The sequence below is a fragment of the Pedobacter sp. AW31-3R genome (genome assembly GCF_052180285.1).
In the GTDB taxonomy this organism is placed as follows: Bacteria; Bacteroidota; Bacteroidia; order Sphingobacteriales; family Sphingobacteriaceae; genus Pedobacter.
The window spans coordinates 4,639,482-4,659,641 of the sequence record NZ_CP197475.1; the positions used below are offsets into that span (position 1 = coordinate 4,639,482).

Genomic DNA, 20,160 nt, shown 5'->3' on the forward strand with positions numbered 1-20,160 from the left:
ATAAAAACACATATCAATTAATATTATGAGTACAATCAAACAACTATTCAAAGCAGGAATTTTTGCCGGCTTAGCCATTGCCGCAGTATCCTGCAGCAAAGATAAAAACAATGAGACCGTTGGGGATAAAGTATATGCACTTGGACTTGGGGTAAGCACGACCACCAGCACGACCAATTATGTACTGCAAACCAGCGACCTGATGAGTGGGACGATCTCATTGGTCAACAATGGAATTCTGCAGGAAGGGTACCGTGATTATGCTTTTGGTGGCGGGAAATTCTTTAGCATCGGTGGTCTTGGTATCGTAGATGTAAATACCTATTCCTTAGACGCCTCAAGTAAGCTGACCGCAAAAACAGGTCTTACTTTTGCAGATGGAAATGTAGACTTCCAGGGAGATGGATCCGGCAAAACAATGGTAGGTTTGGCAGTCCCGGTGAATGCTGCTACAGGATTGAATGCCAGGTTTTATACCGTTGATATTGCCAGCAACACCATTGGAGCAAATGTACAGGTTCCAATGAACAGCATTCATCCGAGTAGAGAGGATTGGTTCCTCCATACCGGTATGCAGGTCAGAGGCAACCAGCTTTTCCAGACCTTTTATCCGATCAACAGTGCTACTTATGTGACAAAAAATACAGATACCGCTTATGTGGCGATCTACAGCTATCCTGGTTTTGTCTTAAATAAAGTAATAAAAGACGCACGTACAGGCCCTGCAGGTACTTTTGGAACAAGGTCAGGAATTTTCCAGACGGAATCGGGCGACCTGTATACGGTATCACACTCAGGTTATGGTTTTTCTCAATCTACCAAAGCCCCGGCTATTCTTAAGATTGCAGCAGGTGCAACAACATTTGATACCGATTATTACTTCGGTACGGATACCGCTGCAAACGGCGGAAAAATTATCCATGCCCTGTATATCGGCAACAATAAACTATTTGCAGAGATCACCAATACCTCCAATGCAGGCAACCAATGGGCAGATGCAGGTTTGAGATTTGCTATAGTAGACCTGGTGAAAAAAACCATTACCAATGTGAAAAATTCACCCACATTTACAGGCGACGGAGGCAGAAGTTTTGCCGCTTTACTTGATGAAGGCAAAGTGTATGTCAGTGCCAATGTGAATGGTGTGGTCAACATCTACCAAACCGATATTGCAACAGCTACCGCAACAAAAGGTGCAATTGTTAGTGCAACCTTCACAGGTGGTATCGCAAGGATGAAATAAATCATTTCCCAATAAAAAAGAAGAGGGTGTATCATCAATCATGACCACCCTCATTCTTGTTGTTTTTACTCCTACCCTCCTACGGAAGCATTTTCAAATATTCAATTCTCAGAGGTTTAGCCTCGTTAATGATACGGCTTCTTCTTTTTATCCCAATGAATTCGTTTCTTTTCGCCGGTAAATTATATTGATGGCAGATGAAGAGTTATTGAACTGTCCTGTTTTGAATTGACATACTGCTCTGCTTTAATTGCTTGCCTTTCACCTTCAACACCATTTCACCTGCTTTATTTGAAGACTGCAGGGTAACCACCAGCATGCCATGGAAAGCCTTCATATGTGGTACATGAAACAGCGCTAAACTTGTTGCATCGCCATTGGCCACTACCTTAAACTTTCCTGTTCCCGAAACAGTAAATGTCAGCTCATCACTTGCATCGGGACAAAGATTCCCATCCTTGTCTACAATTTTAACCGTCACATAACTCAGATCTTTCCCATCGGCTGACAATAGATCCCTATCGGCTTCCAGTACCAGATGATGGGGTTTGCCTGCGGTATGAACGGTTTCTTCCGCAGCAGCTTTACCATTTTGATCATAAGCCACAACCTTCATCATACCGGGCTGGTAGGTCACCTCCTTCCACATCAACCTGTATGTACTGGTATTGGAACTGTTATTCTTCGTTTGCCTGCCCATGCTTTTACCATTGATAAACAGCTCTGCTGAAGGATAACTGGTATAGGCAAACACAGGGGTAACCTGCCCTTCCCTACCGGGAAATGTCCAGTGCGGTAAAATATGTAAAGTAGGGCTCTCTGTATTCCATTTGCTCCTGTACAGGTAATACCTGTCTTTAGGCAAACCGGCAAGGTCCAGAATGCCAAAGTAGGAACTGTGGGAAGGCCATGATTCATCATAGGGAGTGGGTTCTCCAAGATAATCAAAACCTGTCCATACAAACTCCCCTGTTACAAATTCGAGTGAATCCTGTTTTGCAAACTCATCATCCGGCACCTGCGACCAGTCACAGTATTCCACATCGTAGGAAGAGCTTTGGTTATCCGCGTACTTTCTCATTTTAGCGAATTCCACTGGGAATTTATATACGCCACGCGAACTTACCGTGGATACAGTTTCGGTGCCCAATAGAAATCCCTGCGGTAAGCGTGTATTCGCACTTTCATACTTATCCGGTTTATAGTTAAATCCGGGAATATCTATGGCCGAAGCAAAGTTGTTGTCCATGACCTGGTCATAATGGTTCATTCCCATGGTGACCAGGCGGGTCGGGTCCTCCCGGTGACAGATATCCTGTAAAAACGTGATCAGTTTATTCCCATTAACGACATCCTGATCGCGAACTTCATTTCCTATGCTCCATAGGACCACAGAAGGGTGATTTCTATCGCGATGCACCATATTGATCATATCTTTCTCTGCCCATTCCTCAAACAGCGTGTGGTAGCCATTTTTTACTTTAGGTGTTTTCCACTCGTCAAAAGACTCCACCATCAGCATAAAGCCCATTTCGTCGCATAACTTGACCAGTTCCGGTGCCGGCATATTGTGCGAAGTACGAATCGCATCACAGCCCATATCCTTCAGGATCGTCAATTGTCTGCGAAGCGCGGACAGGTTTATGGCAGCCCCCAGGGGACCAAGGTCATGGTGGTTACAAACACCCTTGAACTTGCGGTATTTGCCATTAAGGGAGAATCCCTTCACAGGTTCAAATTTTATTGTCCGAAAGCCAAATGTAGTTTCATATTCATCTTTCAGTTCCTTTCCTGCGTACAATCTGGAGACTGCAGTATACAGTACCGGGCTTTCCGGCGACCATAAAACAGGAGTTTTAACAATCAGCTGCTGTTCAAACTGTGATTCATCTGTTTCCGCAAGAGAAGAGCTACCTGTGCTCAGTATTTTTCCTGAACCATCTTTGATCTCCGTAACCAGTTTCAACTCTTGCGCGGCAAGGCCATGATTTTCAACCTTTGTTTGAATGTTTACTTTGGCAAAACCTGCATTGATGACCGGTGTCGTAATGTACGTGCCCCAGACAGGAATATGCACTTCGTCCGTCACAATCAGGTGTACATTTCTATACAAACCTGCTCCGGGATACCATCTGGAAGCTTCCGGAAGGTTCTTTACCCGAACTGCCAGAATGTTCTCCTGACCGGCCTTCAGAAAAGCCGTAATGTCGACCGAAAAAGAATTGTACCCATAAGCCCAGTGCCCGGCTTGTTTGCCATTGATGAATACTGTTGGATAACTCATCGCACCATCGAACAGCAAAACTGCACGCTGTCCTGCCTTAAAAAAAGAGGCACTAAGTGGTTTGCGGTACCAGCCTGTGCCAATAAACGGCAATCCGCCTGTACGGCCGGATTTTACGCTGCTCTGTTTCTCATTGTTTTCTTTGATCTGCACTTCCTGAATATCATTATTGACCTCAAAAGGGCCTTTAATTGCCCAGTCGTGCGGAATACTAATCGTCTCCCATGTCTTCGCATTGAAATCAGGCATTGCTGCCCGGAGGGGATCACCTTTGCTGAATTTCCAGTTGTCCTGCAAAAGATATTCTTTGCGGCCCTGTGAAAATGCGGTAAAGGAAACCAGCAGAAAAATAAAAGGAAGGGCTAAACAGGTTGCCATTTTGAAAACCATATGCTTCATATCTTTAGAAAGATCTTGTTTTTATATAAAAAGTACAACAGGGCCAATTGTGTACACACCACACCCAATGCGGCCAGGGTATCCTGCCATGTGGCACAAGCCAGATTGATCAGTCCGCCGAATACAAAATTGCTGGTTTGTTTAAAGTCTATCATTCCTTCGGCTGCCAGGTAGATCAGGATAGAATTCACACCGATCAGGACAAAAGGGAAAGCCCATTTCCGGTATCCCGCAACATCAATAATCAGGTAAAAAACCGACAGAAAAACCATGCTCCATCCACCTACCAGAAGGACGAAAGAACTGGACCATAAACGCTTGTTGACAGGAAAATTCAGGTCCCACAACATCCCTAGCGCAATCAGCAACAGTCCCGCAACAAACAAGGCGATACCCTTTTTATACATCGGCCATTTTTCGCTGTTCAGCTTTAAAAACTGACCGGTAAATACCCCCAGCAAGGCAGAGCCAATTGCAGGAATAGTAGAAAGAATCCCTTCAGGATCATGGCCCGGATCGTGTAACCGGCCAGGCAACAGCAACTGATCTACATACGACTCCAGACTGCCCTGCATGGTCAATATCCCCGCCCCATAACCCGGAACCGGGATAAATAACATCGCTGCCCAGTAAGCGACCAATATTCCGGAAAACCAGTACAACTGTGCGCGAAGATTAAAGTTCATATAAATCAGTCCCGCAAAAAACCAGGCCAGGCCGATACGTCCGAGTACACTTGCAAAACGTGTATTCTCAACCCCATCAAACCTGAACAGCCCATTGACAACCCATCCCAGAAAAAGAAGGATAAGTGTACGGCGAATCATAGCCACATAGATTTTCCTTTTATCTGTTCCGGGGAGGTCCATGGGATCAGTTACCCCTGCCTTTTCCATCTTGTGATGGAAAGAATAAGGCATAGATACCCCAGCAATGAACAGGAACAGCGGAAAGATCATATCATAAAAGGTAATGCCATTCCATTCTGTATGGTGTAACTGACCTGAAAACCAGAGCAACACAGGCCAGTTGGTCGCTTTGGCAGCAGCATGAACCACATGCTCGCCACTCATGATCCAGAACATATCGAAGCCCCGTAAGGCATCGAGCGACAATAAACGGGGTAATTTTGCTGCAGGAAAAATATTCTCCGCAGCAACTGCAGAACCTTTGGCGGGTATCAATGTCTTGTCCATACTCAACCAATTATAAATCCTGTCCCATCACCGTTCTGTATTTTTTATAGAGGCGCTGTGACACGGCTACACTATTTCCTTTTTCGGTAATCGGATAAGCTTTTTGTGTATTCACCCAGCTCCATTCCCAGGCAGCAATTGACTGATCAAAAGCCTTCAGGTCCATCTCTTTATTCGCCTTTAGCGATTGGGAGGCCAAACTGAAAAACTTCTGCCAGCGTACTTTATAAAAGTCGTTCAGCAAACCGCTCCATTGTCTGCAGGAATACTCCCTCAGCGGACTATCTGCACCGCCCCATAGCGTAATCAGGTCGCGTGCATTTTTCTCATATAGGGCCTTCTCTGCTGCTGTTGTTCCGCAATTTCTCGCATCGGCAAGCCATGGCCCCAGTAAAAAGTCTTTGCGGGTAGCCAGCAATTCGTCCATATCGGTCATCAGCTGCAGGTATTGCGCTGAATAGTTTGCAAAGTCAGTCGTATTTTTTTGCTGGTAGGCTTTCAGCCACTTCTTCTGCAATGGTCTGGCATAATTGGCCAGTGCCTGTCTCGAAACATCGACCAGATCATAGTTAAACCCATCACTTTTAGCGCATAGGGGTGCTGCTTTGATCAGCTCATCCCAGGCGGGCAGGAAATCTTTACGTTCATAATTCAGCTTCGTTTTAGTCCATACGGTAGCAGAGTCGAACGTTGGTCTGCCGGTCAGAATAGATTCCGCACCATCACGGATAGCCTGCCCATTATAAGCGGTTTTTTTCAGCACATCCCAGGCCTTTACCGTATGTTCATTAACTTTGCCATAGCGGTTCAGTATGTACTTCCTGAGCCACTGACTGGTATTGATCTCTTCATCCTGCCATACATGCTGGGTCATCAGTTCATAGAGTACCGGGGTCTGTTCTATCGCCTCCATGGTAAGTCCTATCCCCTTCAGTTTACCCGCAGCAGGATCATGTAAAGCTTTCGCAGGACCTTCTGCCACACCTTCCATCCGGCCGAACATAGAGATATTGCCTCCGAAATTGTGCAGCATATTCCAGATCCATGGTTTGCCATAATAAGATTCTGTACGTTTCCATACCGGTTCAATCTCGGTCGCCAGGTCCAGCATGATCATGTGTTCATTGGGTACCGATTCCAGTAAAGCCTTAATCTGCGGAGTTTTCCAGAACTTACGGTCGCTATAAAACAACCAGCCCTGCATGACCCAGATGGCCTTTGGATCAGCCTTCACCATCGCCTGGTGAATCCTTAAACTCAGGGCCGATAAATAAGCGGGATCATCTGTGGGCGGCTCATTCTCATTGAAAGTATCTGCAGAATACAAATGATCGGTGCCATACAGTTTGGTTTGTACCGCTAAAAACTTACGTCCGATCTGTTCGAACATCGGATCTTCAGTATCCAGGATATACGTATCATCGAATCCGTTGGTCCAGTTGGTCTGTTTCAGTTTAGAGCCAGGATAACGTTGTTTAAAAGCCGAGGGCACATGGCCGGTGAACGACTGCAATACGGGCTTCATTCCCAGTTCACGTTCCCGTTTTAAAATCTGCTGCTGCAAATCGCGGTGGCTGGTCATCCAGCTCATCGGCAAAGGACCACCCCAGCCATCCAGGTTGCCCATCCAGAACCAGCCGAAGTAGGCTGGTCCGCAGAAAAAAGTACTCAGCTCCTGATCAGTGAATCCCATATCCTTATATACTTCATACCAGGTATACTCCTGACCGGTCAGTGCCAGTGGCATATTGATGCCATGCAAGGCCATCCAGTCAATTTCTTTCTCCCAGCGTTCCCAGTCCCACCAGCTCATGCTGTAATTGTAAGTACAGTAATTCAGGTAATACCGGTATTCATAAGGCGTAGTTTTGTGTACTTTCTCCCTGACCAGGGGCAACACTTTGGGAATATTTAAATTGGTACCATTCCAGGTAATCTGGCAATGGGCATATTCAGTAAGGTAATGGTACAGAGCAGAAGCCACGGCTACGCCATTATTCCCCCGCAGAACAATTTTCCCTTTCGAACTTTCTACTTCAAAAACATCCTGTGGCTCGGTAGAGGGCAACTCTTCTACGATAAAAGAACTGGCACGGGCGGGGATTACCCGTTTAATCAGCGCATAGGAACTGGCCACCTGATCTTGCGCATAGGTACATACAGGTAAAAACCAAAACAGTAAAAACACTAACTTCTTTCTCTCTTTCATATCAATGGATTGATGAACCAGCCTATTGCGCCAGTTTCAATGTATGGTTCAGTTTCGTTTAAGGTTTAAAAACACCCTATGCAAAAGTTATTTGCACAGGGTGTTGGAGATTTTTTAATATCCAGGGTTCTGAACCAATTTAGGGTTCAGTTGAATTTCACCTTTCGGAATAGGGAAAATACGGCGTTGGGGATCGGTATTGGTTTTGATACCCCAGGTTTTTTCATACTGACCGAATCGGATCAGGTCATTTCTGCGCCACATTTCCATGGCCAGCTCTCTTCCTCTTTCATCCAATATCACGGGAAGTGTTACCGCCGTTAAAGCTCCGGCATTTGCACGTGCTCTTACTGCATTGACAAGGGACAGTGGAGTATCTCCATTTGTGGCCGTACCGCCACGCAGGATCGCTTCTGCTTTGGTCAGCAGGATATCTGCATAACGGAACAGCGGAAGGTCATTACTCTGATTCCTCGTGGTAGAAGTACTATCCGGATAGAACTTGATATTTCTGTAGCCCTGTTCGTTCGCCAGTTCATCATTGCCAATATCGAAAGTAGCGTTGTTCCTCCAGATAATATCAGGAGTAAATTCCAGCTGGTGCAGAACCGTAGCTGTTGGATTGGGACCGCTATAACTGTCATCCAGCCCCTTATTGGTTGTGGTAATCATAATCGGCTCACCGGTATGGGTATACTGTTTTCCGGTTAAGTATTGTTTACTTCTGATATCATTCGGGTCGGTATACAAAGCATAATAACTGGAGAAGGAATAAATCGGTCCGGCCGGAGAATAAGGCATGCTGTACTTTGCACGCAACGCGGGGTGCATGGTAAACCTCGCGTAATACTGGTTCAGTGCCTGTATATTATCAAATGGAACAGCGAAGATAAAATCCTTGATCTGGGGGCCGTTGTTCGGTTTAAACATGCCGAGGTAATCTGCATCCAGGGCATACTTTCCGGCAGTAATAATTTGATCACACATCGCTACGGCATCATTGCTTCTGTCTGTACCTACATAATAAGCAGCGTTAATGTACAGCTTAGCCAGTAAGGCATAGGCAAGGTATTTGGTAGGACGGCCATACGTAGTCGCGTCTACGGCAGTGCTTAAATTTGGAACCTGCTCCAATAATTCGCTCTCAATAAAGGCAAACACCTGGGCGCGGGACTGTGTACCCAGGTTAGTCGTATCTCCGAAAGTCTTGGAAATAGGGATATTACCAAACATATCCATCATATAAAAATACGACAAGGCACGCATGGTTTTGATTTCAGCCACTGTTTGTGACTTAGCGGCACTTTCCTCCACGGTACTGAACAGTGATAAAACCTGATTGCAGGTACTGATCGTAGAAAATCCCCAGCTCCAGTCTGCCTGTACCAATGAATTATCCTGGTCGTACGTATGGAGGTTCATGGCTGCATATATCCCGCCATCAAACCAGTTGCCACCCCTGGCCACCATCACATTTTCATCCGCAGCAAGATTTGCGGTTAACCAGTAAGCCCTGTCCGGCCCCCCGCGGAATGTGGTATATATCGGCCCTGTTGCCGCAATAAACTGCGCTTCTGTTTTAGGGAAATTGGCAGGGGTAAGTGAAGAAACCGGATCAATATCAAGCTTGGTACATCCTGTAAGGCCAGCGATACATCCCGTGAAGGCCATTAAGCCCAATACTATATGTTGTTTGAAATGAGTCATTTTGTTTGATTTTGAAGGTTAAACTATAAATCCAATTGAATACCAGCCAGGAAGCTTCTAGTTTTAGGATAGAAGTTATTGCTGTCAACCCCGATAAACTGGCCGCTGGCCTGATTATTCAGGCTCAAATTAAGTTCAGGATCAACACCTTTATATTTCGTGATCAAAAACAAATTGGTTCCTGTTACATAAAAACGGATGCCATGCACATAATTTCCCGGAACTTTAAATTTATAGGCCAGCGTTGCATTGGCCAACCGGATAAATGCACCATCTTCCAGATATCTCGTGGAATAACGGTGTGCATTGATATCTGTCACAGGCTCTGATAAAGTCAACACCGGCACGTTGTGCGTAGTTACCTGTGTAGGCTGGTTGTAACTTGCCAATGAAGCATTCATAATCTTATTGCCTCCCTGACCGCGGAAAAAGAAGTTAAAGCTAAAATTCTTATACGTGAAATTATTACCCCATCCAAAAATATAGGTGGGCTGGGCATTCCCTGCATACGTCTGGTCTGCACTGGTTGGTGTGGTGGTTGGATTTCCATCTGCCCCCATATAGGTCGATACCCCGTTGGTTAAACCTATATATTTCAGGGTATAAAATTCGCCCAATGGATATCCCGCTTCAATAATAGACACACTCACCCCACTTTGTCCAGGGCCTTCAGGAATACCGGCATAGATCTCTGAAATATTTGTACCGAGTGAAGTGATTCTGTTTTTATTAAAAGATATGTTTCCATAACTCTCCCAGCTGAAATCGGCAGATTTCAGGGGTGTTCCGTTCAGGCTGATCTCCACTCCTTTATTGTCCATACTCCCCACATTCGCCGTCAGTGTAGATACCAGGTTGGTCACTGTAGAAACCGGGATCACAGAGATCATATCGGTGGTTTTTTTCTGGTACACATCTACGGAACCGCCCAGTCTTCCTTTTAAAATGGAGAAATCAACCCCGGCATTTACTGTACCCGTAGTTTCCCACTTCAAATCCGGGTTTGGATTTTGCGTAGGTCCTATAGCCCCTATAAACGCACCGTTGTAATAAAAACTACCGGTAGTACCATATTGTATGAGTGGGGTATAAGCCGGGAACCCCTGTGAGTTACCTGTTTTACCATAACCAATACGCACTTTCAAATCATCAAATAAAGATTGTGATTTCATGAACGACTCATCAATGATTCTCCATGCAGCGGAACCGGCAGGAAAATAACCCCATCTGTTATTTGCACCGAAAGCATTCGACCCATCACGACGGATGGAAGCCTGAAAGATATACTTCCCTAAATAACTATAATTCAGACGGGAGTAAAAGGAGATTAAACGTAAAGTTTCCACCTGAACCGTACCGTAATTCACTCTGTAACCTGCCGGGGCAGTACCTAAAGCCAGGTTATTGTAACTGGTTTCATCAGAAATAAAATTCTGGTTGGTAGACTGAAAGCCGTTACCCGTAGTCGTCTCATCTATTGAGTAACCTAAGAGTGCTTTAAAATCATGGTTAGTCCCCCATTTATGGGAATAGCTCAGGTAATTTTCAAATAACTTTTTCGTATCCTGATAAGTAGAGCGGATAGCCGAACCATTCAGGTTTTGGGCAAGCTCAGAATTTGAATCGTAATAAGTATTGTTATCCGTGGTCTTGTTCTGATAAGCAAGGTTGAAATTATATAAGATGTTTGCTGGTAATTTCAATTCCCCCTTGATGTTACCCAGTAACAAATTAATCTTCTGCTGATACGTATCGTTGGTGATTAAACCGAGTGGGTTGTAACCCAATACCAGGGTAGGGTCTACATTCAAGGAACCATCGGGGTTGTACACCGTACGGGTAGGCAGGTATTGAATAATCGATTTAAAGAAACCCGGGTCTTTACCATCCAGTTTGGTTAAAGGAATATCATTCACCAGCAAGTCGGAGCTGGTCACTGAATTACTTAAAGAGAAATCCAGTTTCAATTTATCATTCAGGGTCTTCTGTGATAAATTTAACCTTCCTACAAAACGGTCGAAACCAGTATTCTTAATGATCCCCTGGTTTTCCAGGTAGTTGATACTTCCACCAAAAGTGGTCTTCTCTGTACCGCCGCCAAAAGAAAGATTATGATTTTGTGCAAAACCGCTGTTGCGCTGGGTTTCTTTCTGCCAGTCTGTTTGGCCACCGTTGTCATTCTCAGGTGTAAAACTCTGTCCGTTAGCGGCTGCATAAGCCCTCAGCTGATCTGCTGTAGCCAGCTCAAACTGGTTGGCTATCTTTTCCATGGAGGCATAAGCATCATAGTTCATCCTTAACTGGCCAGGCTTAGCTTTTTTGGTGGTTACAATAATCACCCCATTGGTAGCCCTTGTACCATAAATAGCTGATGCAGAAGCATCTTTCAGCACATCAATAGAAGCGATATCGGAAGGAGCAACAAGGTTAAAGTCTGCGCCGGGAACGCCATCAATAATATAAAACGGTGATGATGCCGCACCTGCCCTTAGGGAAGATGGTCCCCTTAAGGTGACCGTTGCCGTTCCGTTCGGGTTTCCATCGCTGGTAATATTTAAACCTGCCACTTTACCTTCCAGTAATGCCGCGGGACTGGTTACAACCCCAGCATTGAAATCCTCTGCCTTTACCGTGGTGATGGCACTGGTCAGTTCTTTTTTGGTAGAGGTACCATAACCAACCACGACCACCTCATTTAAAGCTTTCTGATCCTCCGTCAGCGTAACTTTCAGGTTATTTTCATTGCCAACAGTAACTTCCTTCGCTTCGAAACCAATATAGCGGAAAACCAATACCGCACCTTTTTCTGCGCTGATTGAAAAAGTACCGTTATTGCCTGTAGCTACAGTTTTAGTCGTTCCTTTAATTTGTACAGATACGCCAGGTAAAGGGGCACCTTTATCGTCTACTACTGTTCCGGTGACGATGATCGCATTGATATATTCTTTGATACGCTCAAATATTGTCCTGTCCTTCTCGCTGACCACTACGCTTTTATCATCAATAGAATATTCCAGTGGCTGATCTTTAAAGCAGATCTCCAGTGCCTCTTCCAGGGAGATGTCCTTAAAGCTCACAGTCACAGGCTTTGCTTTTTCCAGTGTTTTTGCATCCACAAGAAAATCATATCCTGTTTGTTTGGCCAGCTCATTAAACACGACTTTTAAAGGCGCATTCTTCTTATACAGGTTAACTTTTTGAGCCAGGGAAGCAGCACTTACCTGAAGTAAAGAAATGGTCATTATGAGTATGGTTATTTTCATAATTCGCAATAATTGTTTGGGACAGCAGATATCATATCCGCTACCGGGATGGTTGTAAAATTTCATTACCTTTGGTTGATTTTGGGTTGAGATTTAGTGAGTTCACATCATAATTTGATACGCCCGGAATTTTTACCGGATTGCTTCGACTCAATCCGGTATTCTTTCTTTAGGACGTATTTCTGTGGCAATTATGAATCCTTCTGGTAGATTTTTTTCATGGTTGTTGGGTTTTAGTTTTTGGTGTTATGAATTGGTGTGTTGATTGTTTTATGAATCGATCTTCCTGTTGAATACCCAGGCTGGCTTAACAACTACTGCTTGCTGAGCACGATTATCTTTCTGCCTTCTATTTTAAAATGTACTTTTTTGGTCCGTTCCATAAGCTTTAAAACACCGGAGACATTTCTGGTGCTGGAGATTACCCCCACAAACTTCAGATCCTGCGGTTTGTCTTCATAAACGATGTCGACATCATACCAGCGGGAAATTCTTCTCATTACACTTTGCAGCTCCTCCTCATTGAAAATAAACTGTTTGTTCTTCCAGTCCATCACTTCATCGGTATTGACCTGCTTCACTTGAATATCCCTGTCGCCTGCGCTGATTCCCTGCTCACCTGGTATCAGCCTGGTGCGGCCATTTAATTTCACACTTCCTTCCAGGAGTGTCGTTTTTGTCAGCTGCTCATCGGGATAGGCATTGATATCAAAATGGGTTCCCAGGACTTCCACCTCCTGTTTTGCTGTTTTCACGATAAAAGGACTTTTTTTATTCGGTGCCACTTCGAAATAAGCTTCTCCATTGAGTTCCACCCTGCGCTGTCTACTGCCGGCGAAAGACAGCGGATATTTCATGGATGAACCTGAGTTCAGCCACACTTGTGTACCATCAGGAAGGCGGATCTGGTACTGTCCTCCTTTAGGGGTTTCAATCGTATTGTAAGCCGAGGGACTGGCCGATTTGGAATCGGCGATGGTATAGATCAGCTGACCATCAGCAGTCTTGGTGATCTTGATGCCGGTTTGTTTCGCCAAAACACCATTTTTCGCTCCATCCAGCACAATCTTACGGCCATCGGCCAGGGTAAGGGTGGCTTTAATGCCGCCGGGTTGGATATCCTGTTTGTAGCTTTCTTGTGCAAGGCTATCCACTTTCTCCGTTTCGCTTCTGTTCTGGAAGAACACTAAAGCTGCTCCAACAGTCAGGAGTACAACTGCAGCGGCAGCTATGCGTGGCCACAATTTATAAACAGGTACCTCAGTGGTTTGTGCTGAAACGACATTCCACATTTCTTCAGTGGTTTCGTCGAGTGCTGCCCTTGACATTGATTCTTTCCGTGATTCATTCCATTGCAGGTACCATGATTCAAGCCATGCCATTTCCTCGGATGTGCACAAGCCCTCATTGTATTTTTGCAATAACAATCTGAATTTTTCTGCTTCTTTATCCATTAGATTTCCAGGCTCCATATCAGTAAGACTTTTCAGAAAGAGCGATTGGGGATATGGTTTTTAAAAAAAATTCATGAAGGTGGAATACGGGGGATAAATGGATTCTGGGCATTAGCGCAATAAATACCCGGCAATCGCAAGAACAAGTCCCATGCGGAGCCTTAATTGCCGGAGGGCTTTCTTCATCTGGTCTGAAACTGTTAATTCAGAAATGTTCAATCTTAGTGCGATTTGTTTGTTACTCAGATGCTCTTTTCTTCTCAGTTCAAACACCTCACGCATACGGGGTGGAAGGGCTGCAATTTCAGCTTCAATAATCTTTGCCAGTTGTTTCTCCCGGATCAGGTGATCCGTAACCGCCTCTCCTTCCAGCCTGAACTTGCAGAAGGCGGCAGAATAATTATTGATCACATTTTTATGGCTGATCAGGGAAAAGATGCTGTTCCTCACCATCACATATAAGTATCCGGAAAGATTACTTTTTATTTCAAGCTGGCCATGTTTATCCCATAGTTTTATAAATACATCCTGCACCATATCCTTTGCCTCTTCCTTGTGACGAAGTTTATTGTATGCATGTACATACAACAGGTCACTGTAGCGGTCAAAAATTTCAGCAAATGCAGCACGGTCGCCCAGTTTTAAGGCAGCGATGAGTTCAACATCTGAAAATTGGCCATACAACAACATAAACCGACTGTATTTTGCTTTGTTTATGCAATATCATATAAATTATGACCATTATCACAAAATAATTACAAAATTCATTCTCCAAAGACTACTAAACAGAACATTCAGTCATAAAATGAGCGTATAAATTCTCAAAAAATCATTTTCAACAGCTCTATACACCTGAAAAAAAAACATTAATTATATGCTGCCAACGGATCGTCAACAGTATGATCAATGAACACCTCATCTTCATTTGTACGATCGCCTATATTACCCTCTAAAATACTTTGTCCGGTCACCGCAGGATTATTTCCCCTGCCAAAAGGCCACTTGCCAAAAGTATCGCCAATATGGATACCTGCAAGACCGGCAGCCTGTAAACCGAAATCGGTACAGTTCTGGTCATTCAGGTTATAAGTCATTCCCTCAAATTTTCTGGTCAGCTCCAGGATATTTTGAAAAGTATGGTGTGAAATAAACTTACCCATGATTTCGTCCCACAGATGAGCAGCATCATCCTTAAATACCGCAGAGGTAGTTGGCGCAACAGGAGTTGCCGAAAGTAGCTGATCCTTGTCCGGATAAAAACCGAATGATGCAGAGGCGAAAGTCGAATCTGTATTGTATTTGATCAGTGTGATAAAGGTATGTCCTGTATTTGTCCATACAAATATTTTACGTTTGCCCGGGGCAGGTTGTTTGACATGTAGCAGCAAAGCATAGGCTACGGCCTTTTTTCCATCGTCAAAATTACCGCTGATCTTCGAAAAGCTTGTGGGCCGGCTTTTTCTCCCCTTTTGTTTCCGCTGCTTTAATTGATCTTTTAGTGCCTGTGTTTTCAGCCCCACCATAGCATCATCTGCGGAACAGATGGCCAAAGCTCCATCCTGAATGGGATGCAGGCCGGAAACTTTTAAGGTAAGGCTATCCGTACTTCCCGTATTCGACTTTATAGCCTTGAAGAAACATTTCATCGCCAGGGGGTACAACCTCAGGCGGACAAATACATTGGCTAAATGGTAGTAAAACTTCTTTTTCGATTGATAGTTATACTGCTGGCCGGAGAGGCCAAGGTCTTGAAGGTAGTGCTGCAGCTTTTCTTCCTGTTCCGAACTTCCAGTTGCCGCAGCAGTGTCTACAAGGGCATTTTTTTTCAACCGATCCGGATTGGCTGATAAGAATCTTTCTGCCGAACCATAGGATGATGCGGACAACTGTCCGTGATGTACTACTTGTGCTACGGAAGATTGGCTGAAAATAAGGATAACGACAAAAACAGCGGCTTTAAATAAAAGCGATAAAGGGGTAGCCATGCAATAAAAATTATAGGAACACAATAAATCGACTGAGGAATAGAAGGGTTAACCACACACCATACGGCAACTTAGGACAACCTCTCAGCTATTACCTGAATAGTATACAGCGTTACAGACAACAACAATACTTCAGGACATGAGATGAAATGCCCTTGATAAAGTGATGCCCGGAGACAAGGCCCGAACGGGCTTGGATGCTGCTGACTACTGTTATTTTCATGTGATATCACAAACATAAAAAATTAATATTTAATCTACCAATCCAGTCGACTTAAGATTTTAATGTGATACCTTTATTACATTTCATCACAGCCCAGGGATAGTATCAATTCATCACTCAGCTTTTATTATTTAACAGATAAAACGGTAAAAAATAAATATTAACTATACTAAAAAAGAGATCATATCTGATGTTGCCTACACATCTTATGATCTCTTTCTTTTGGTATTTATCCCTGCTATGCATAGCGGGACAATTATCCGGGAATTGTACCTTGACGCAACTAAAGTATTCGCTGATGCTATTTCGCCAGTAAAGCTAATTTGATCTTTCCATCAAGGGTTTGATTAGCCCTTGAACCCAGAAATTCGCCAAATTTCACATTTTTCATGTTACTCGCCATCAGTGTATGTTCAGCAGCAGAGCCATTTATTTTCAGTGTGGCATCTTCAGTGATGACCGTATACAAACTTTCTATTTTTGCGTTTACTTTCACTTTGGCCTGCTGACTTAAAAACAACTGCAGATTTTTCACATCGAAGCTTTTATTCATCACGACAACAGCATTTCCTGCAGCCTGTATCCTGTACAGATCTTTTACGGCAACATGAATGGTTACCTGTCCTTCAGTGGTGGAATTGACATACAAGGTTTGTCCTGAACGCTGAAGAGAAGTTTCTTTGGCATTGAAATCCTCCCCTACTGTAATCCCTTCTTTCTCACTTTGGGTAAGTATAATTTTCACATTACCAGCAACCCAGATCCTGTTGAAACTTTGCGTGGTTACCGGAACTTCTATACCACTTTCAACCATCGGATTGCCGATTGCCGCTACCGGATTACTGAATGCTGAACTTGTTGCTACTGTTGCTGTTAATAATAAAGCGAATACTGTTTTTGTCAAAGTTTTCATAATCTATTTTTTAAGGTTTTTATCTTTTTTTTGTAAGTAAGACAACACGATCATGGAAACGTTTCAGCGATTTTCCCTGCTTTATACCATCAATACAGCGCTCTCGACAAACGCCTGAAATTATTCGACCAACCCGAACAATTTTTTTGTAACAGGATTGAAATTCTTGGAATCTGTGCAGATGATTGAGGTAAAAACAGGCGGAGAGATAACTAGCCACTGATGACCATTATGACAATGACCCAATTTAAAAGTTGGAAATACTGCTACAGGGAGTAACTGAACTGTTATCCTATAATCGGCAATTGAAGAGCCATCACCGTCCGCCTTACTATTGCCTGGAATTTTAATTAGTGCTTTGCTTCATGAGTAGCCATATAAAAATGGGTAAGATGAATTATTTCACATAGAATCAATATATTTTCCTACTATTGTTTTACACAAATGAAATCTATCAGATGAAACGATCATAAGCTTACCGCTGACAAACAGCAATAAATACGCTGATGATCGCTTCATCACCTTTAAAAAACAATTGTATCCTAATGAAAAAGATCTTCTTCCTTTTACTGCTGTACATCGGCAGTCACACGCTTGTTAAAGCGCAAACCTACTCCAGTCCTGCTCTCAAAGAGGCAGTAACGAAGCATAAGATTGTTGCGATATTACCGTTTGAAACGAGAATATCCTACAAGATTCCTGACAGGCGCCTGGATATGGAACTCAATGCGAACAATGAAATAAATCTCCAGCAAACAGTTCAGTCTTCCTTATATAATTTCCTTCTTGACCGTTCAGATAAAAACACCGTAGAGTTCCAGGATATTGACAAGACAAATATTCTGTTAGAAAAAGCTGCGGCTTTAAACAACCTTCATCAGCTTACCAAGGAAGAAATTGCCCGTATTTTAGGTGTAGATGCAGTCATTTCAGGAAAATACGAGATTGAGCACCGTAATCAACTCAATGTCAGCACCAAAGGTGGACGTGGAGATTCGAAGTCGGGCGATAAAAAACCAGCTGAGCAATCAACAAAATTACCGGAACCCACTGGATTGGCAGCTACAACCATCACCCTTCATGATGCCAGTACGGGAAGTTTGTTATGGAGATATACTGTCAGTACCAATGACTATGAATATTCTACAAAACTACTGGTGGATGATTTGATGAAAAAAACGTCTAAAAATTTTCCTTACAGTAGTAAAAAATAATTATAAACCCTACTAAAAAAGAGATCATATCTGATGTTGCCTACACATCTTATGATCTCTTTCTTTTGGTATTTATCCCCGCTATGCATAGCGAGCGGGACAATTATCCGGGAATTTTACCTTGACGCTACTAAAGTATTCGCTGATGCTATTTCGCCAATAAGGCTAACTTGATCTTTTCATCAGGGCTTTGATTAGACCTTGAGCCCAGAAATTCGCCAAATTTCACATTTTTCATGTTACTCGCCATCAGTATATGTTCAGCAGCAGAGCCATTTATTTTCAGTGTGGCATCTTCAGTGATGACCGTATATAAACTTTCTATTTTTGCATTTACTTTCACTTTAGCCTGCTGACTTAAAAATAACTGTAGATTTTTTACTTCAAAGCTTTTGTTCATCACAACCACAGCATTTCCTGCAGCCTGTATCCTGTGCAGATCCTTTACGGCAACCTGAATGGTCACCTGTCCTTCAGCGGTGGAATTGACATACAAGGTTTGTCCTGAACGCTGAAGAGAAGTTTCTTTGGCATTGAAATCCTCCCCTACCGTAATTCCTTCTTTCTCACTTTGGGTAAGTATAATTTTCACATTCCCGGCAACCCAGATCCTGTTGAAACTTTGCGTGGTTACCGGAACTTCTATACCAGTTGCAGTCATCGGATTACCGATTGCCGTTACCGGATTGCTGAATGCTGAACTTGTTGCTACTGTTGCTGTTAATAATAAAGCGAATACTGTTTTTGTCAAAGTTTTCATAATCTATTTTTTTAAGGTTTTTATCTTTTTTTGTAAGTAAGACAACACGATCATGGAAACGTTTCAGCGGTTTTCCCTGCTTTATACCATCAACACAGCGCTCTCGACAAACGCCTGAAATTATTCGACCAACCCGAACAATTTTTTTGTAACAGGATTGAAATTCTTGGAATAAAATATATTCAAAAGCAAGATTATGGATATTCAACTTATACCCTAATTGATGGTTTGATGAAACCATCATAAGCTTACAGCTTACAAACCGTAATGAATAAGCTTATAATGGCTTGATCACCTTTAAAAAGGATCATCTATTCAGCAACCACTACCATCACAGGAAAATGGTCTGATGGATAGTGTCCCATGAAGGAATTAGTCAGCACACCATAACGCTGCGCTGTAAACTGTTTACTTAAGAAAACATGATCTATCCTCTCTTCAGATAATTTTGCCTTAAACCCGTTAAAGGTTCCGTTCTCGCTTAGCTTAATGGCAGCTGTTTCGAAGGCATCTTTAAGAAATCCGGAATTATTAAACAGATGATAACTTTCATTATCCTGTGAAACATTGAAATCACCTGTTAATATCATGGCCGAATTCCCGGCAATTTCCTTCATCTTACGCATGATCAGTTTTGAACTCTCCCTTCTCGCCTCTACCCCTACATGGTCGAAATGGGTATTAAAATGATAGAACTTAACACCTGTTTTCTTATCTTCAAAACTCGCCCAGGTACAAATCCTTGGCAAAACAGCATCCCAGCCTTTGTTTGGTTTCCTGGTATCTGTGGCCGACAACCAGAAAGTACCACTGTTGAGCAGCTTTAGCTTCTCTTTCTTATAGAAGATTGCAGCATATTCCCCCTTTTCTTTACCATCATCCCTGCCTACGCCCACATAACTATACGCATCCATTGCTGAAAGATCTTTTATTTGTCCCGCTAATGCTTCCTGAACCCCGAAGAGGTCGAAATCATAAAACCGGACCATATTTTTCAGCATGTCTTTTCTATGCGGCCAGGCATCCAGAGAATCGCCCGGATTATTGTATCGGATATTGTAACTGGCAATATTCAGCTGCTGCGCATGCAGTTCTAATTTACCAATACATAAAATGACCATGACGATCAGTATTTTTTTTAAGTTCATTATGTGTGTGTTTGCGATAGTAAAATCAACCATCAATTCTTTATTTACTCAGTTTGTCTCTATTCACTCCGATTAATTTTACCCTATCGGGTAAAGCCTTCCTCTTCATGAGTGACACGCTTGCAGGCATAGGATAAAGTCCTTCTTCTTTGCCGGTTCAGC

The 20,160-nt window shown here is 43.3% G+C and carries 13 protein-coding genes; 2 read left to right on the plus strand and 11 right to left on the minus strand.

What is annotated here, in order from left to right; all coding sequences use genetic code 11:
- The first annotated feature begins 25 nt into the window (after positions 1-25).
- Positions 26-1,243: a DUF4374 domain-containing protein gene (locus tag ACSBL2_RS19070; protein WP_442588149.1), complete on the plus strand. Its 1,218-nt coding sequence runs from the start codon at positions 26-28 to the stop codon at positions 1,241-1,243.
- A gap of 205 nt (positions 1,244-1,448) precedes the next feature.
- On the opposite strand, the gene galB is transcribed toward ACSBL2_RS19070, so the two are convergent.
- The 9 genes from galB to ACSBL2_RS19115 form a co-directional block, all read right to left on the minus strand.
- Positions 1,449-3,905 carry a beta-galactosidase GalB gene (gene galB, locus ACSBL2_RS19075; RefSeq protein WP_442588150.1) on the minus strand — a complete coding sequence of 819 codons (2,457 nt, stop codon included), beginning with the start codon at positions 3,903-3,905 and terminating at the stop codon, positions 1,449-1,451.
- Positions 3,906-3,922: 17 nt separating this feature from the next.
- Positions 3,923-5,122 (minus strand): acyltransferase family protein, encoded by a 1,200-nt coding sequence (locus ACSBL2_RS19080; RefSeq protein ID WP_442588151.1) that lies wholly within the window; start codon positions 5,120-5,122, stop codon positions 3,923-3,925.
- 10 nt (positions 5,123-5,132) lie between these two features.
- Positions 5,133-7,331, minus strand: coding sequence for an alpha-N-acetylglucosaminidase (locus ACSBL2_RS19085; protein WP_442588152.1), 2,199 nt, complete (start codon positions 7,329-7,331; stop codon positions 5,133-5,135).
- A gap of 114 nt (positions 7,332-7,445) precedes the next feature.
- The gene (locus ACSBL2_RS19090; protein WP_442588153.1) at positions 7,446-9,038 is read right to left on the minus strand and encodes a RagB/SusD family nutrient uptake outer membrane protein; all 1,593 of its coding nucleotides are present in this window, start codon (positions 9,036-9,038) and stop codon (positions 7,446-7,448) included.
- Positions 9,039-9,061: 23 nt separating this feature from the next.
- Positions 9,062-12,280, minus strand: a complete 3,219-nt coding sequence (locus ACSBL2_RS19095; RefSeq protein WP_442588154.1) for a TonB-dependent receptor — start codon at positions 12,278-12,280, stop codon at positions 9,062-9,064.
- A gap of 335 nt (positions 12,281-12,615) precedes the next feature.
- Positions 12,616-13,755 carry a FecR family protein gene (locus ACSBL2_RS19100; protein WP_442588155.1) on the minus strand — a complete coding sequence of 380 codons (1,140 nt, stop codon included), beginning with the start codon at positions 13,753-13,755 and terminating at the stop codon, positions 12,616-12,618.
- A 111-nt stretch (positions 13,756-13,866) separates the two neighbouring features.
- Positions 13,867-14,445, minus strand: a complete 579-nt coding sequence (locus tag ACSBL2_RS19105) for an RNA polymerase sigma factor (protein ID WP_442588156.1) — start codon at positions 14,443-14,445, stop codon at positions 13,867-13,869.
- A 176-nt stretch (positions 14,446-14,621) separates the two neighbouring features.
- A complete protein-coding gene (locus tag ACSBL2_RS19110) occupies positions 14,622-15,740 on the minus strand; it encodes a hypothetical protein (protein ID WP_442588157.1) in 1,119 nt (372 codons plus the stop codon).
- Positions 15,741-16,264: 524 nt separating this feature from the next.
- Positions 16,265-16,876, minus strand: a complete 612-nt coding sequence (locus ACSBL2_RS19115; RefSeq protein WP_442588158.1) for a GIN domain-containing protein — start codon at positions 16,874-16,876, stop codon at positions 16,265-16,267.
- 545 nt (positions 16,877-17,421) lie between these two features.
- Between ACSBL2_RS19115 and ACSBL2_RS19120 the strand changes: the two genes are divergently transcribed.
- Positions 17,422-18,090 (plus strand): hypothetical protein, encoded by a 669-nt coding sequence (locus ACSBL2_RS19120; protein WP_442588159.1) that lies wholly within the window; start codon positions 17,422-17,424, stop codon positions 18,088-18,090.
- Between the two features lie 148 nt (positions 18,091-18,238).
- Here ACSBL2_RS19120 and ACSBL2_RS19125 read toward each other — a convergent pair whose 3' ends face one another.
- Together ACSBL2_RS19125 and ACSBL2_RS19130 are read right to left on the minus strand one after the other, a co-directional pair.
- Positions 18,239-18,850, minus strand: coding sequence for a GIN domain-containing protein (locus tag ACSBL2_RS19125; protein WP_442588160.1), 612 nt, complete (start codon positions 18,848-18,850; stop codon positions 18,239-18,241).
- 311 nt (positions 18,851-19,161) lie between these two features.
- Positions 19,162-19,998 carry an endonuclease/exonuclease/phosphatase family protein gene (locus ACSBL2_RS19130; RefSeq protein ID WP_442588161.1) on the minus strand — a complete coding sequence of 279 codons (837 nt, stop codon included), beginning with the start codon at positions 19,996-19,998 and terminating at the stop codon, positions 19,162-19,164.
- Between the last annotated feature and the right edge of the window lie 162 nt (positions 19,999-20,160).